Origin of the sequence: Citrobacter sp. Cf136, from assembly GCF_030333815.1 — a bacterium.
Lineage (GTDB): Bacteria > Pseudomonadota > Gammaproteobacteria > Enterobacterales > Enterobacteriaceae > Citrobacter > Citrobacter freundii.
In genome coordinates, this window is record NZ_JAOWFE010000035.1 from 153,003 (window position 1) to 168,395 (window position 15,393).

Annotated in this window: 13 protein-coding genes; 7 read left to right on the top strand and 6 right to left on the bottom strand. The window is 53.0% G+C overall.

Features of this window, described 5'->3' with window-relative positions; all coding sequences use genetic code 11:
* Positions 1-32 precede the first annotated feature (32 nt).
* A complete protein-coding gene (dtpB, locus tag OGV98_RS13165) occupies positions 33-1,505 on the top strand; it encodes a dipeptide/tripeptide permease DtpB (protein ID WP_048241958.1) in 1,473 nt (490 codons plus the stop codon).
* A gap of 48 nt (positions 1,506-1,553) precedes the next feature.
* Here dtpB and OGV98_RS13170 read toward each other — a convergent pair whose 3' ends face one another.
* Complete coding sequence (locus OGV98_RS13170; protein ID WP_003023361.1) at positions 1,554-2,057, bottom strand: RrF2 family transcriptional regulator; 504 nt, start codon at positions 2,055-2,057, stop codon at positions 1,554-1,556.
* Positions 2,058-2,289: 232 nt separating this feature from the next.
* On the opposite strand from OGV98_RS13170, the gene OGV98_RS13175 reads away from it, so the two are divergent.
* The gene (locus OGV98_RS13175) at positions 2,290-3,489 is read left to right on the top strand and encodes an NAD(P)/FAD-dependent oxidoreductase (RefSeq protein WP_003846157.1); all 1,200 of its coding nucleotides are present in this window, start codon (positions 2,290-2,292) and stop codon (positions 3,487-3,489) included.
* Positions 3,490-3,581: 92 nt separating this feature from the next.
* Here the strand turns inward: OGV98_RS13175 and rsmJ are convergent, their stop codons facing one another.
* Positions 3,582-4,331: a 16S rRNA (guanine(1516)-N(2))-methyltransferase RsmJ gene (gene rsmJ / locus OGV98_RS13180; RefSeq protein ID WP_088902980.1), complete on the bottom strand. Its 750-nt coding sequence runs from the start codon at positions 4,329-4,331 to the stop codon at positions 3,582-3,584.
* Between the two features lie 134 nt (positions 4,332-4,465).
* Positions 4,466-6,508 (bottom strand): oligopeptidase A, encoded by a 2,043-nt coding sequence (gene prlC / locus OGV98_RS13185; RefSeq protein ID WP_196615061.1) that lies wholly within the window; start codon positions 6,506-6,508, stop codon positions 4,466-4,468.
* A gap of 208 nt (positions 6,509-6,716) precedes the next feature.
* Between prlC and OGV98_RS13190 the strand changes: the two genes are divergently transcribed.
* Positions 6,717-7,559, top strand: a complete 843-nt coding sequence (locus OGV98_RS13190; RefSeq protein WP_003023347.1) for a 23S rRNA (adenine(2030)-N(6))-methyltransferase RlmJ — start codon at positions 6,717-6,719, stop codon at positions 7,557-7,559.
* Between the two features lie 104 nt (positions 7,560-7,663).
* Positions 7,664-9,016 carry a glutathione-disulfide reductase gene (gene gorA, locus OGV98_RS13195; RefSeq protein ID WP_174328863.1) on the top strand — a complete coding sequence of 451 codons (1,353 nt, stop codon included), beginning with the start codon at positions 7,664-7,666 and terminating at the stop codon, positions 9,014-9,016.
* 66 nt (positions 9,017-9,082) lie between these two features.
* On the opposite strand, the gene dinQ is transcribed toward gorA, so the two are convergent.
* Entirely contained in the window at positions 9,083-9,166 is an 84-nt protein-coding gene (gene dinQ, locus OGV98_RS13200) for a damage-inducible type I toxin DinQ (protein WP_003837776.1), read from the bottom strand.
* A gap of 27 nt (positions 9,167-9,193) precedes the next feature.
* Here dinQ and OGV98_RS13205 point away from each other — a divergent pair, with 27 nt between their 5' ends.
* Positions 9,194-9,325: a hypothetical protein gene (locus tag OGV98_RS13205; RefSeq protein ID WP_005122496.1), complete on the top strand. Its 132-nt coding sequence runs from the start codon at positions 9,194-9,196 to the stop codon at positions 9,323-9,325.
* Between the two features lie 223 nt (positions 9,326-9,548).
* Here the strand turns inward: OGV98_RS13205 and OGV98_RS13210 are convergent, their stop codons facing one another.
* Positions 9,549-10,943 (bottom strand): cytochrome-c peroxidase, encoded by a 1,395-nt coding sequence (locus OGV98_RS13210; protein WP_044713945.1) that lies wholly within the window; start codon positions 10,941-10,943, stop codon positions 9,549-9,551.
* Between the two features lie 427 nt (positions 10,944-11,370).
* Between OGV98_RS13210 and OGV98_RS13215 the strand changes: the two genes are divergently transcribed.
* Positions 11,371-13,020, top strand: a complete 1,650-nt coding sequence (locus OGV98_RS13215; protein WP_210943583.1) for an alpha,alpha-trehalase — start codon at positions 11,371-11,373, stop codon at positions 13,018-13,020.
* Positions 13,021-13,047: 27 nt separating this feature from the next.
* Here the strand turns inward: OGV98_RS13215 and OGV98_RS13220 are convergent, their stop codons facing one another.
* Positions 13,048-14,637 carry an STY4199 family HEPN domain-containing protein gene (locus tag OGV98_RS13220; RefSeq protein WP_202581314.1) on the bottom strand — a complete coding sequence of 530 codons (1,590 nt, stop codon included), beginning with the start codon at positions 14,635-14,637 and terminating at the stop codon, positions 13,048-13,050.
* Positions 14,638-14,804: 167 nt separating this feature from the next.
* On the opposite strand from OGV98_RS13220, the gene OGV98_RS13225 reads away from it, so the two are divergent.
* The gene (locus OGV98_RS13225; protein WP_016151133.1) at positions 14,805-15,344 is read left to right on the top strand and encodes a GNAT family N-acetyltransferase; all 540 of its coding nucleotides are present in this window, start codon (positions 14,805-14,807) and stop codon (positions 15,342-15,344) included.
* Positions 15,345-15,393 lie beyond the last annotated feature (49 nt).

Sequence of the window (15,393 nt, forward strand, 5' to 3'; positions counted from 1 at the left end):
CTTTTCGGGATGGCTTTGAAAGGCGATGGAATATGAATAAAACTGCACCTACGGGCTTGCTGCAGCAACCTCGTCCGTTCTTCATGATCTTCTTTGTGGAATTATGGGAACGATTTGGCTATTACGGCGTTCAGGGCATCCTGGCGGTATTTTTTGTTAAGCAACTCGGTTTTTCTCAGGAACAGGCATTCGTCACCTTTGGTGCTTTTGCCGCGCTGGTTTACGGCCTGATCTCGATCGGCGGCTACGTCGGCGACCATCTGTTAGGTACCAAGCGCACGCTGGTACTCGGCGCCATTGTGCTGGCGATCGGCTACTTCATGACCGGGATGTCACTGCTTAAGCCCGACCTGATTTTTATTGCTTTGGGTACCATTGCCGTCGGTAATGGGCTGTTTAAAGCCAACCCGGCAAGCCTGCTGTCAAAATGCTATCCACCGAAAGACGCCCGTCTGGACGGTGCCTTCACCCTGTTTTATATGTCGATTAACATCGGTTCACTGCTGTCGTTGTCGCTGGCACCGGTGATTGCCGATAAGTTTGGCTACGCGGTGACCTATAATCTGTGCGGGGCCGGGCTTATTGTCGCGCTTTTGGTCTACTTTGCCTGCCGTGGAATGGTGAAGAATATCGGTTCAGAGCCGGACCATAAGCCGCTGAATTTCCGTAATCTATTCTGCGTGCTGGGCGGAACGGTAGTGATGGTATTTATCTGCGCCTGGCTGATGCACAACGTGCAGATTGCCAACCTGGTGCTGATCGTCCTGTCAATTGCCGTGACGATCATCTTCTTCCGTCAGGCCTTCAAACTGGATAAAACCGGGCGCAACAAAATGTTCGTGGCCTTTATCCTGATGCTGGAAGCGGTGGTGTTCTACGTCCTGTACGCGCAGATGCCAACTTCACTGAACTTCTTTGCTATCAATAACGTGCACCATGAAATTCTTGGTTTCGCCATCAACCCGGTAAGCTTCCAGGCGCTAAACCCGTTCTGGGTGGTACTGGCGAGTCCGGTACTGGCCGCAATCTATACCCGTCTGGGCAACAAAGGTAAAGACCTGACCATGCCGATGAAGTTTACGCTCGGTATGTTCCTGTGCTCGCTGGGTTTCCTGACCGCCGCTGCAGCCGGAATGTGGTTTGCCGATGCGCAGGGGCTGACGTCGCCGTGGTTTATCGTGCTGGTGTATCTGTTCCAGAGCCTGGGTGAACTGCTGATTAGCGCCCTGGGGCTGGCTATGGTCGCCGCTCTCGTGCCACAACACCTGATGGGCTTTATTCTCGGGATGTGGTTCCTGACCCAGGCAGCAGCCTTCCTGATGGGGGGTTATGTCGCGACATTCACCGCCGTACCAGAGAACATCACCGACCCGCTGCAAACGCTGCCTATCTATACCAACGTCTTCAGTAAGATTGGTCTGGTGACCCTGGCCGTAACGGTGGTGATGGCGATTATGGTGCCATGGCTGAACCGCATGATTAATACGCCGAGCACCGAGCAATAACCTTCAGTGCCGGATGGCGGCTATTGCCCTATCCGGCATTTTCACTCACTACCCTTTACGCGCGTCTATCCACTCCTGCACTTCCACCACAAAGGTGTCCGGCGCTTTGCGGTACATTTTGCGCGCCAAGTCCAGAATCGTATGCTGACCGAGCGCTTCTTCCATCCGCTGCTGGGCCATGTCCATTACCGAACGCACACCACAAATGCCTTCACAGGCCCACTCTGGTGGATGTTCCTCAAATACCGCCAACCGCTGGCGAATTTCACGACATTCAAAGATGCGCTTATCACCATCAATAGCATTCACCACATCCAGTACAGTGATGTGTTCAGCAGGTTTAGCTAACTGGAAACCACCGCCCTTGCCTTCAATGCTGCGCACCAGACCCGCTTTGGACAGACGGGTGAAAATTTTTGCCAGATAGTCATATGGCACACTTTGCAGTTCGGCAATTTCCCGCACGCTCATATCCCTCGCGTCGCCCTTACTATCGACCATACACATCAGGCTATGAATGCCGTACTCAACCCCAGAACTGTAGAATGCCATTCTCTTATCTCAGTCAAAATTAATCTGAGTTTATTGTAGCTTTTTCGTTTCACTCATTCCAGACAGCAAAGTAACCCCTCTTCACAATAAAAATTTAAATACATATTTATCAAATAGATAATAAAAAACCCTCACCCTTTGAAGCAAAAAGGATCTCGATCGCATTGCAATTCTTAACTACGACAAATAAAATCCGAGTAAATAATTCGTAGTCACCAGTGAGAAAACTCCAATGCGTAAACAAATTCTGATCGTGGGCGCCGGCTTTGCCGGTATGTGGGCAGCATTAAGCGCCGCACGACTGGCGGATAAACATCAGCAGGCCATTGATATTACAGTAATTGCGCCACAGCCAGAGCTGCGTGTCCGCCCACGTTTTTATGAAAGCGCCGTTCATACGCTGGTCGCACCACTGCAACCGCTGTTTGACGTTACCGGCGTCAACTTCCTGCAAGGTCACGTCGAGCAAATCCTCCCGGACTCTAAAGAGGTGAGCTGGAAAGATGCCAACGGTGACATTCATCTGCGCCGCTACGACCGCCTGGTGCTTGCCAGCGGAAGTCACGTAAACCGCGACGCCGTCACCGGTGCCGCCGAGCACGCGTTTGACCTCGACCAACTTGAGAGCGCCGCCGTACTGGAGCAGCACATTAACGATCTGGCATTACAACCGGAAAGTGAGGCTCGCAATACGGTAGTGGTCTGCGGCGGCGGCTTTACCGGCATTGAAATGGCGCTGGAATTACCAGGTCGTTTGCGCGAAATATTGGGCGCTGATGCTAAGACCAGAGTTGTCGTAGTTGAACGCGGCGCTCAGCCGGGCGGACGCTGGAGCCAGGAATTACGTGACGTGATTATCGAAGCCTCTGCTGAACTGGGTGTCGAGTGGCTGGTCAATGCAGAAGTAGAGTGCGTGGATGCCTCTGGCGTCACGCTAAAAGATGGACAGGTGATTTCTTCCCAGACAGTTATCTGGACCGTCGGCGTTCAGGCTAATAGCCTGACAGCACAGATTAACGCCCCGCGCGATCGCCAGGGCCGTCTGCATGTAAATGCCAATCTGCAGGTTGTGGGTCACGATGATATCTACGCCACTGGCGATGTAGCCTACGCCGCCACCGACGACAAAGGCAATCATGCGCTGATGACCTGCCAGCACGCCATCTTGCTGGGTAAATTTGCCGGTAATAACGCCGCGGCAGACCTGTTAAACATAACACCACTGCCATATCGTCAGGAAAACTACGTCACCTGCCTGGATCTTGGTGCCTGGGGTGCGGTGTATAGCGAAGGATGGGATCAGCAGGTGAAACTGACGCGCGCAGAAGCGAAAAAGCTGAAGGTGTCGATTGTCAGTGAGCTGATTTACCCGCCGAAGGCGGACCGCGCGGTAGCGTTTGAGATTGCCGATCCGCTGGCACCGTTTGTTTAACCCGTGATGCCGGATGCGGCTACCGCCTTATCCGGCCTACTAACGGCACCGAGCTGTAGACCCGATAAGGGCACTATAGCTGACCATCTGGCCTATGCCGTTCCCGCATAAATATCGAACCGATGCCCTTTTGTAACTACCGCGTTCGGCGTTGCCACGTCGGCCAGCGGCGGCGCGTAGTCCGGACGTTTCACCACCACTCGTTTGGTGGCTAACTGACGAGCAGGCTCCAGCAGCCCATCCGCATCCAGATCCGGCCCCACCAGCGACTGAAACACACGCATCTCTTTTTTCACCAGCGCGCTTTTCTGCTTATGCGGGAACATCGGGTCGAGGTACACCACCTGCGGGCGCGGTGTGATATCGGTTAACGCCGTCAGGCTCGACGCGTGAATCAACTGCAAACGCTCCTGCAGCCACAGACCGATTTCCGGGTCGGCATACCCGCGCGCCAGGCCATCGTCAAGCAGCGCAGCAACCACCGGGTTTCGTTCCAGCATTCGTACGCGACAGCCTACCGAGGCCAGTACAAACGCATCGCGCCCCAGCCCTGCGGTTGCATCGACCACATCCGGCAGGTAATCGCCTTTAATGCCGACCGCCTTCGCCACCGCTTCACCACGGCCACCGCCAAATTTGCGCCGATGGGCCATCGCACCGCCCGCGAAATCCACGAAGATACCGCCGAGTTTAGGTTCGTCACGTTTGCGCAGTTCCAGATGTGCTGTCGTCATCACCAGCGCCATCAGGTTATCTTCATCGTGTTCCAGTCCCCAGCGGGCGGCCAGAACAGATAAGGCGCCGTCTCCGGCGCCTGTTTCATCAATTAAGCAGATTTTCAATTCCGCTTTACCCTAAATAATTCGAGTTGCATCAAGACAACAAGTGAAGGAATCCCTGGGAACGTACAAATAGTACGTGACCAGGGTGAGTGAGCGCAGTTGCCGAAGAGGCAGCTTGAAGTATGACGGGTAAATCAGCCTTTAATCCCGTAATGCTCCAGCATCGCATCCAGCTGTGGCTCGCGGCCACGGAAGCGTTTGAACAGTTCCATCGGCTCTTCAGAACCGCCACGGGTGAGGATGTTATCGAGGAACGATTGTCCGGTTTGACGGTTGAAAATCCCTTCATCTTCGAAGCGAGAGAAGGCATCCGCCGCCAGCACGTCGGCCCACAGATAGCTGTAGTAACCCGCCGCGTAGCCCCCTGCAAAAATATGGCTGAAGGCATGCGGGAAGCGGCCCCAGGTTGGGCCCGGCACCACGGCGACCTGTTTCTTGATTTCCGCCAGCGTGTCGAGGATTTTCGCCCCTTGCTGCGGGTTAAATTCCGCGTGCAGACGGAAATCAAACAGACCGAACTCCAGTTGACGCAGAATAAACAGCGCCGCCTGGTAGTTTTTCGCCGCCAGCATTTTATCCAGCAGTTCCTTCGGCAACGGTTCGCCGGTTTCATAATGGCCGGAGATAAACGCCAACGCTTGTGGCTCCCAGCACCAGTTTTCCATAAACTGGCTCGGCAGTTCGACCGCATCCCATGGCACACCGTTGATACCGGAAACGCCCGCGGTTTCGATACGGGTCAGCATATGGTGCAGACCGTGGCCGAACTCGTGGAACAGGGTAATCACTTCATCGTGGGTAAACAGCGCAGGTTTACCGTTCACCGGACGGTTAAAGTTACAGGTCAGGTAGGCAACCGGTTTTTGCAACGTGCCGTCACTTTTACGCATCTGGCCGACGCAGTCATCCATCCACGCCCCGCCGCGTTTATGTTCACGGGCATACAGGTCGAGGTAGAAGCTGCCGCGCAGCTCGTTGTTTTCGTCGTACAGCTCGAAGAAACGAACTTCCGGGTGCCAGACGTCAACATCGGTGCGCTCTTTGGCAGTGATGCCATAAATACGTTTAACCACTTCAAACAGACCGTTGACGGCTTTGTTCTCCGGGAAATAAGGACGCAGTTGCTCGTCGCTGATACTGTAGAGGTGCTGTTTTTGTTTCTCGCTGTAGTAGGCGATGTCCCACGGCTGAAGCTCATCAACGCCAAATTCCGCTTTGGCGAAGGCGCGCAGTTGAGCCAGCTCTTTCTCACCCTGTGGACGGGCGCGTTTCGCCAGATCGGTCAAGAAGTCGAGGACCTGCTGCGGGTTTTCCGCCATTTTGGTAGCCAGAGATTTAAAGGCGTAGCTTTCAAAGCCCAGCAGCTGTGCCAGTTCGTGGCGCAGCGCGAGGATCTCTTCCATTATCGGGCTGTTGTCCCATTTGCCAGCGTTCGGCCCCTGGTCAGACGCGCGGGTGGAGTAAGCGCGATACATCTCTTCACGCAGTCCCTGGTTGTCACAGTAGGTCATCACCGGCAGGTAGCTTGGGATATCCAGCGTTAACAGATAGCCTGCCTGCTCTTTGGCTTCCGCCTGGGCCTTCGCCGCAGCCAGCGCGCTTTCCGGCATACCAGCCAGCTCGGCTTCATCGGTGACTAACTTCGTCCAGCCCATCGTGGCATCAAGGACGTTATTGCTGTACAAGTTGCCGAGCTCAGACAGACGGGTGGCGATTTCACCATAGCGCTGCTGTTTTTCCTTCGGCAGACCAATACCAGAAAGCTCAAAATCGCGCAGCGCGTTATCGACCGCTTTTTTCTGTGCGGTGTTCAGGGTGGCGTAATGATCGCCATCACGCAGGTCGCGGTACGCTTTGTACAGGCCTTCATGTTGTCCAACCCAGGTGCTGTATTCAGACAGCAGCGGCAGCGTTTGTTCGTAGGCTTCACGCAGTTCCGGGCTGTTTTTCACCGAGTTCAGGTGGCTAACAGGAGAGAAAATACGCCCCAGCACATCGTCAACTTCCGCCAACGGCTGGCAGAGATTTTCCCAGGTGTACGGCGCGCCCTGCGCAACCACTCGCTCAACGTTTTCGCGGCAATCGTTCAGCGCCTTAGTGACGGCAGGCACGACATGCTCAGGCTGAATTTTAGAAAACGGCGGCAGTTCGAAGGGAGTCAGCAATGGATTGGTCATTAGCGCGGTCCTGTTGAAAAGAGTGAATGAAGCGCGTATCCGGCGCTGTGCATATTAATTTGTACAATGGGGTTAAGTGTAGAGGATTTCAATGCTAACCGTGACGGAAAGACGCCCGGTGGTGCTGCGCTTACCGGGCCTACGGGTAATCTGTGCCGATCTGCTGTAAACTGTGGCAAATCGTCATTTCAGCGGAATTTCATTACCCATGCTCAGTTATCGCCACAGTTATCACGCAGGCAACCACGCCGACGTCCTGAAACACACCGTCCAGAGCCTGATCATTGAATCGCTCAAAGAGAAAGAAAAACCGTTTCTCTATCTGGACACCCATGCTGGCGCTGGCCGTTATCAGCTGAGCAGTGAGCATGCCGAACGTACCGGTGAATATCTGGAAGGGATCGCCCGTATCTGGCAGCAGGACGATTTGCCTGCCGAACTTGAACCCTACATTGGCGTAGTGCAACACTTCAACCGTAGCGGTCAGTTGCGCTACTACCCGGGCTCTCCGTTAATTGCTCGCCAGCTGCTGCGCGAACAGGATAGCCTGCAATTAACTGAACTGCACCCGAGCGACTTTCCCCTGCTGCGCGGCGAATTCCAGAAAGATGAGCGCGCACGCGTGGCCAAAGCCGATGGTTATCAGCAGCTGAAAGCAAAATTGCCGCCGGTTTCACGTCGTGGGCTGATCCTTATCGATCCACCCTACGAAATCAAAAGCGACTACCAGGCGGTGGTCACCGGTATTAACGAAGGCTACAAGCGTTTCGCGACCGGCACCTATGCGCTGTGGTATCCGGTGGTTCTGCGCCAGCAAATCAAGCGCATGATCCACGATCTCGAAGACACCGGCATCCGCAAAATTCTGCAAATTGAACTGGCGGTGCGCCCGGACAGCGATCAGCGCGGTATGACAGCGTCTGGCATGATTGTGATTAACCCGCCGTGGAAGCTGGAGCAGCAGATGAACAACGTTCTGCCGTGGTTGCACAGCAAACTGGTTCCGGCAGGAACCGGTCATACCTCGGTAAGCTGGATCGTGCCGGAGTAATCGCAGCCATCGGTGGAACCTTTTAATATCAGGTATACAATCGCGAATATTTTGGCGGATGGCGTAACGCTTCTCCGCCCTACAATGAACATGAAGGAGCGGTCATGACCAAGCACTATGATTACATCGCTATTGGCGGCGGCAGCGGCGGTATTGCCTCCATTAACCGTGCAGCAATGTACGGCCAGAAATGCGCACTGATTGAAGCCAAAGAGTTAGGCGGAACCTGCGTTAACGTGGGCTGCGTACCAAAGAAAGTGATGTGGCATGCCGCCCAGGTTCGCGAAGCGATCCACATGTACGGGCCGGATTACGGTTTCGACACCACCATCAATAAGTTCGACTGGGATAAACTGATCGCCACGCGTACCGCTTACATCGACCGTATTCATACTTCGTACGACAATGTGCTGGGCAAAAATAATGTCGATGTGATTAAAGGTTTTGCCCGCTTTGTGGATGCCAAAACCATTGAAGTGAACGGTGAAACCATTACTGCCGATCATATTTTGATTGCTACCGGCGGTCGCCCGAGCCATCCGAACATTCCGGGTGTGGAATACGGGATCGACTCCGATGGCTTCTTTGAGCTGCCCACGCTGCCGAAGCGCGTTGCGGTCGTCGGCGCAGGTTACATCGCCGTTGAGCTGGCAGGCGTGATTAACGGCCTGGGTGCTCAAACGCATCTGTTCGTGCGTAAACACGCGCCGCTACGCAGCTTCGACCCGATGATCGTCGACACGCTGGTTGAGGTGATGAACGCCGAAGGCCCGACTCTGCATACTCACGCGATTCCGAAAGCGGTCGTTAAAAACGCTGACGGCAGCCTGACCCTGCAACTGGAAGATGGTCGTAGCGAAACGGTAGATTGCCTGATTTGGGCAATTGGTCGTGAACCAGCCACCGATAACTTCAACCTGGCAGTTACTGGCGTGAAAACCAACGAAAAAGGCTACATCGTCGTTGATAAATTCCAGAACACCAGCGTGCCGGGAATTTATGCCGTCGGCGATAACACCGGTGCCGTTGAGCTGACGCCGGTTGCCGTTGCCGCGGGCCGTCGCCTGTCTGAGCGTCTGTTTAACAACAAACCGGACGAACATCTGGACTACAGCAACATCCCGACCGTGGTCTTCAGCCATCCGCCAATTGGCACCGTGGGCCTGACCGAGCAGCAGGCTCGTGAACAGCACGGCGATGACCAGGTGAAAGTGTATAAATCATCATTTACCGCGATGTATACCGCTGTCACCTCACATCGTCAGCCGTGCCGCATGAAGCTGGTTTGCGTCGGTCCGGAAGAGAAGATTGTCGGTATTCACGGTATTGGTTTTGGAATGGATGAAATGCTGCAAGGCTTCGCGGTCGCACTGAAAATGGGCGCAACCAAGAAAGACTTTGATAACACCGTTGCGATTCACCCAACGGCAGCAGAAGAGTTCGTTACCATGCGTTAATCGCACTTCATGAGTGTTAAAGGGCAAAGAGGGGTTAGCTCTTTGCCCTTAGTTACGTTTCCGCTATCAGTTCAAAAGTTGCAGCAGATAGCGGATCAGCTCCAGCAACGCGATTAACGCTCCCAGAACGATGATTGCTTTATCAATCACCCGTTTTCTCCATCAGATGGAGTGAGAATGCACCCGCTTACTCATCCATTGCCTGTCACGGGGCATGCTCCATTGTTAGATGATAACTATCTCACCCCGGCCAGAGCATCGGCCAACGGCACCACCCGTTTCGCCGATCAGGACTTAGAAAGCGTTTAGCGCGCGTCCGGAAGGGATAAGTTACAGAGCTAACTGGATAAGTATACAGTTCTTTTAATCGTAACTGCCAGCGCATTCTTGCAATAGTACCGTTAAGGTAATAGGATTGAAGCGTTAGATGATAACTATCTCACTTCGGCCAGAGCCACCAACTCGGGCTGAAGCGTAAAAAAACCGACGTGAAGTCGGTTTTTTTACGTCCGAATCAGGACCAGGGCAAAGTCTATTTACCCTGCATATATGGCGTATACACGCCGTTTAAGCTTTCGAGGAACGCCACGATATCGTCGATATCTTCCTGCGGCAGTTCTTTACCCACCTGATAACGCAGCATCAGTTTTACCGCACCGTCGAGCGTAGGCACATCACCTCGATGGAAATAAGGCGCGGTCAGCGCAACGTTACGCAAGCCAGGGACTTTTTGACGCAGCTTGTCACGTAATTCATTAGTGACGTTCATGCGGCCAATATCTGCAGCAGTGACCTCGCCGAAATTAAAGTCCTTTTTCAAACCCAATGGCTCAAATGAACGCCCGCCTAAAATAATACCGCCATGACAGGTCGCGCACTTATTATCTTTAAACAACTGATAGCCATGTTTCTGCTGGGCAGTTAACGCCGCTTCATCGCCGCGTAGCCATTTATCAAACGGCGAATTTGGCGTAATTAGCGTTTTCTCAAACTCAGCAATCGCATCGGTAATATTATCTCCGCTGAATCCCTGTGGATAAACCGCGATAAACTCTTGTTTGAGTTGCGGATCTTTATCCAGTTTCTGAATAATTTCATCCCAGGATTTAGACGCCATCTCGATAGGGTTCAACGGCGGGCCGCCTGCCTGCGCCTGCAATGTTGGTGCTCGACCATCCCAGAATTGTTCCACGTTGAATACAGAGTTAAATACCGTCGGCGCGTTGATAGGACCAACCGCGCCGCCTACGCCGATTGACGTTTTGCGACCATCTACGCCGCCCGCATTCAGGGCGTGGCAGTGCGCGCAAGAAATCGTGCTGTCACCGGAAATACGCGGGTCGTGATAAAGCGTAAAGCCCAGCGCCACTTTGCGGGCATCGGTCGGAATGCTTTCCGGTATCGGCTGCACAGGCTCATTACGATGCTGCGCGGCGGTATCGTTACTGGCGTAATACTGCTCGCGCTGTTTCGCAATCCAGCCCAGGATCTCTGCTCGCTCCGTATCGCTTACCTTGCCAGCCCAGTGCAGTGCGGTATAACGCGTCGGCGGCATAGTGTCGTACTGCATCACCCATTCAATTTTATTCAGGTCGCTTTGCGAAACGGGTTTATCTGCGACCAGCGCCGCACGAACGGCCTCAAGATTGAATGATTTGTATCCCAGTTGAATATCGTAATTCATCAACTGCTTAGCGACAGGAAAAGAAGAATAGAAAGGTAATTCAGCTGAAGGCGTGTGACAATAATCGCATCCTTTTTCGCGTAAAAAACCTAATACTATATTATTTTCTTCCCGCGTAGAGGCCTGAACATCTGCCTGTTTACTACGTTGATTATCGTGATACCACACATAACCGGATAATCCAAAATAACAAATCACGACGCCAGCTATGGCAATCGCGGTAAGACGGGTAATGATTTTCATTATTTTACCCTCACCGTTGTGAGTTATTGTGACCCAGAAAAATTAGAATAATGAGTGCATAGTCTTTATCAGACTTAACCATCATAGAAAGTAAGGGATTTATTATTTTGATAAGTATCAAGCAATTACATGGGGGATAACTATCGATAGAATAGCCTGTGCCTATTACGGAGATAAGCCGTTATGGTTTTCCGTTCACAACTCGTTGCAATCGAATGTTCTGAAAATGAAATATCTTCAGGTCACGCAGAATTATGAATTCTTCATTATATTCATTGGGATAGTCTTATTTTCTAAATAATATGCAGCACTAAAACGTGATCAACCGCACGCTTTACTCACCAGACACCGAAGCGAATGTCTACGCTTAACTGACGACCGGGCAATAGCCTTAATCTTTCAACGTCCATCGGAGGTCTTTCTCATTATGCTCAACCAGAAACTACCCCGCGCCCCTTCAGAAGAAATGACGATCGATATCGATCTGCTTTATGAAATGGATCCGTGCGAGTTAAAGCTGGATGAAATGATTGAGGCAGAGCCTGAGCCGGAGATGATTGAAGGGCTGCCCGCCTCAGATGCGTTAACCCCGGCCGATCGTTACCTTGAGCTGTTCGAACACGTCCAGTCGTCGAAACTGTTTGCCGATAGCAAAACCTTCCCCGACTGTGCGCCCAAAATGGATCCGCTGGATATTTTGATCCGTTATCGCAAGGTCAAACGCCACCGCGACTTTGATCTGCGACGTTTCGTCGAGAACCATTTCTGGCTACCGGAAACGCCCTCCAGTGAATATGTGTCCGATCCGGCAAGCTCGCTGAAAGAGCATATCGATCAACTGTGGCCTGTGCTGACGCGCGAACCGCAGGATCACATTCCCTGGTCCTCGCTGCTGGCGTTACCGCAGTCATATATTGTGCCCGGCGGACGTTTTAGCGAAACCTACTACTGGGATTCCTACTTTACCATGCTGGGTCTGGCAGAGAGCGGCCGCGAAGATCTGCTGAAGTGTATGGCGGATAACTTTGCCTGGATGATTGAAAACTATGGTCACATCCCCAACGGTAACCGTACCTACTACCTGAGCCGTTCGCAGCCACCGGTTTTTGCGCTGATGGTGGAACTGTTTGAAGAAGATGGCGTGCGCGGCGCGCGTCGCTACCTTGAACATCTAAAAATGGAATACGCATTCTGGATGGATGGCGCCGATTCCCTGGTGCTCAACCAGGCCTACCGTCACGTGATCAGAATGTCGGACGGCTCTCTGCTCAACCGCTATTGGGACGATCGTGATACCCCGCGTGATGAATCATGGCTTGAAGACGTTGAGACCGCCAAGCATTCGGGTCGTCCACCCAATGAGGTGTATCGGGATTTGCGCGCGGGCGCGGCCTCCGGCTGGGATTATTCCTCGCGCTGGCTACGCGATGCAGGTCGCCTTGCCAGCATACGCACCACGCAGTTCATCCCGATTGATCTGAACGCCTTCCTCTACAAGCTGGAAAGCACTATCGCCAATATTTCCGCGCTGAAAGGCGACAAAGAAACGGAAGCGCAGTTTCGCCAGAAAGCCAGTGACCGTCGCGATGCGGTAAACCGCTATCTGTGGGACGATGAAAACGGCTGCTATCGCGATTACGACTGGCGGCGCGAACAAATGGCCCTGTTCTCTGCCGCCAGTATTGTGCCGCTGTATGTCGGTATGGCAACACATGAACAAGCCGACCGGCTTGCTAACGCGGTTCGCAGTCGCCTGCTCACGCCCGGTGGTATTTTAGCCACGGAGCATGAAACTGGGGAACAGTGGGATAAACCGAACGGCTGGGCGCCGCTGCAGTGGATGGCGATTCAGGGCTTCAAACTGTACGGTGACGACCATCTCGGGGATGAAATCGCCCGTAACTGGTTGAAAACGGTGAATCTCTTTTATCAGGAACACCACAAGCTTATCGAAAAATATCACATAGCCGACGCAGCGCCGCGCGAAGGCGGCGGCGGGGAATATCCGTTGCAGGACGGCTTTGGCTGGACCAATGGCGTGGTGCGCCGACTCATCGGTTTGTATGGCGAACCCTAGCGGCTGACGGTCTGAGTCATCAGGATGTCAGTTAATCGCATCGTATAACTCGGCATGAATTCTCTGCCATTTCTTGTTCTCAGGGCTGGGCTGGGCGCGAACACGCAGCTCGGCCTGCTCAAGATCATATTGCTGACGCGCAACGACCGCAGGCACGGAACAAAAACTTTGCAGATAACTTTTATGCAGCGATGTGAGTGACGCCCCATTTGACATTGCATGGCTGAGCGTAGTCATAAACTGTCGGCATGGTTTGCTTTCATCCATCTGCGAAGGGTAACGCAGCAGCAGTCTCAACACCTCGGTATTGCCCGCTGAGAACGCCTGCTCCGTCCACGCCAGCTTCCAGTCCATCCCACCCTGCAGGAACAGTGACGTCACGCGGGTGTCATTGCGATCGATAGCCGCCCGCATGTTAAAGGCATCCCAGGTGATACCCATTCGGGTCACCGCCTCCCGCGCGCTGGGGGCATCACGCCGTGGTTCCTCCTGCACAATTTCAACGGATTGTCCGGATGACGCCAGTGGCGCTGGCGAAGTGAATAACCAGAACGCACCCAGCGAAATCGCCAGCACCATCACGCCGACTGCTACCCACAACATGCCGGAAATCAGCTGTTCACGTTCTTCCGCCGAACGTTTGGCTCGCTTCTCCGGCGGATCAATACTGTCTGCGATTTCATGCTTATCGCCTCCTGCTTGCTCGTCTTTTTGCTTTTCCGTTTCCCAAAACTGGCGGACCATGGACTCATCAGATTCCAGATACGACGCAGGATTAATGCGCGTACGTCGTTCTTCAAACGCCCGTTGCACAGGATGAGTTATCTGCCGGTACTGGTAGTCCAGCAACAGCAATTGTACTGAGGTTAGCGGTTGTTGCGCGATAACACAGTTACGAGCCAGGCGGCAATCATCCAAAAACATGCGTAGCGTGATGCGCGGCTCAACAAACGACATCAGCACCGAGGTATCGTTAAAAATCTGTGTAAAGTGGCGAACAAATAATTTCTTATCGACGACCATCAGTGCCAGCTCGCTAAACATCATACCGTCCAGCGCATCTCGTCCTTCGCCCAACTTTAGCCAGCGACGCAGACGTTCACCGCCAAAGTGCTGTTTCAGAAAGCTGTTGAGAGGATGTTGATCCGGCCATACCCGCGCAATCAAGGATTTGAGGGTTAATTCTATTGCGCGAAGTTGACGCTGCGCCCGCATCTGAGCATCCGGCTCTACAGGTGCAATTTCGGTTTGATACTTCAGGATGGGCTGTTGCTGGCGCAATTGTTCCAGAGAGGCCACAAAGCGCAGCGCTGAAATCAGCTGGTTTTCACTGACGTCCTGGCCATTTTCATATTGGGGTACACTCTGTTGAAGATGGCGTAGCCGCAGAGTGAACTGGCTCAATTGCGCATCATTCATCTGCAACCGTCTGGCGACAGCCCCCCAACCGCCCAGATTCAGTCGTGCCTGATCCAGTTGTTCGAGAAACCACCGAGGGTCTTTGCCTTCTGTGACATGTACGCCTAACAGCAATAATATTTCTATCGACGCCTGACGGATAATCCCCAGACAATGTTCAAAGGGTGTACATGTCGCTTGTAACGCGCTATTGGTCATCATCTTCCCTAAAAGGACCCAAAACGTGCGGCCTCATCATGGTATGTAATTATCTTTTTTAAACGCAACGTTGTGCCGATGTAGACTAAAACACATTCATATAGCAAATAAATAAGTTTTACAGTGACTTCCGCACAATCATTGAAAATTATTCTGGAGATAAGCCTGTGCCTGTATTGCAAACATCACGTCTGCTCTGCCGCCCACTGACAGAAAATGACTGGACGTTCTTCTTAACGCTACAGCAGAATCCAGATGTGATGCGCTTTGTCGCTGACACGCGTACTGAAGAGGAGATACGGACAGCCTTCAACTCCCGCCTGCCTGAATGGTCTCCCGGCAGCCCGCACTGGCTATGTCTGGTCCTGTGCGATAAGGCATCGGGAGCACCGCTTGGAGTGACTGGATATATTCATGAGAACAATGAATGTGCCGAGGTCGGTTTTCTGCTCGCCCCTGAAGCGCAGGGGAAAGGTTATGGTACTGAATCTCTGCATGCAGTTTGCGATTTTGCATTTACCACCGGAGGGCTACGCCGGCTTACGGCTTGCGTCACCGCAGGAAACGAAGCCTCACGGCGTCTGTTGGAAAAGGTCGGGTTCATTCACGAAGGCACGCTGCGGGAAAGCTACTGGCTGCATCAAACCTGGAATGATGACTGGATTTTCGGCCTGTTAAAACACGACTATCAGCCACCCGCAGCATAAGACGTTTTGCTGAAAAAACTGGCTGTATGACAACTGGCGTAACGGAGGC

Excerpts from the sequence above, each read along its gene's own strand:
- OGV98_RS13190 (WP_003023347.1), top strand. The coding sequence starts at position 6,717 with ATGCTCAGTTATCGCCACAGTTATCACGCAGGCAACCACGCCGACGTC.
- OGV98_RS13210 (WP_044713945.1), bottom strand. The coding sequence starts at position 10,943 with ATGAAAATCATTACCCGTCTTACCGCGATTGCCATAGCTGGCGTCGTG.
- OGV98_RS13175 (WP_003846157.1), top strand. The coding sequence starts at position 2,290 with ATGCGTAAACAAATTCTGATCGTGGGCGCCGGCTTTGCCGGTATGTGG.
- prlC (WP_196615061.1), bottom strand. The coding sequence starts at position 6,508 with ATGACCAATCCATTGCTGACTCCCTTCGAACTGCCGCCGTTTTCTAAA.
- dtpB (WP_048241958.1), top strand. The coding sequence starts at position 33 with ATGAATAAAACTGCACCTACGGGCTTGCTGCAGCAACCTCGTCCGTTC.
- gorA (WP_174328863.1), top strand. The coding sequence starts at position 7,664 with ATGACCAAGCACTATGATTACATCGCTATTGGCGGCGGCAGCGGCGGT.
- OGV98_RS13215 (WP_210943583.1), top strand. The coding sequence starts at position 11,371 with ATGCTCAACCAGAAACTACCCCGCGCCCCTTCAGAAGAAATGACGATC.
- OGV98_RS13170 (WP_003023361.1), bottom strand. The coding sequence starts at position 2,057 with ATGGCATTCTACAGTTCTGGGGTTGAGTACGGCATTCATAGCCTGATG.
- OGV98_RS13205 (WP_005122496.1), top strand. The coding sequence starts at position 9,194 with ATGCACCCGCTTACTCATCCATTGCCTGTCACGGGGCATGCTCCATTG.
- OGV98_RS13220 (WP_202581314.1), bottom strand. The coding sequence starts at position 14,637 with ATGACCAATAGCGCGTTACAAGCGACATGTACACCCTTTGAACATTGT.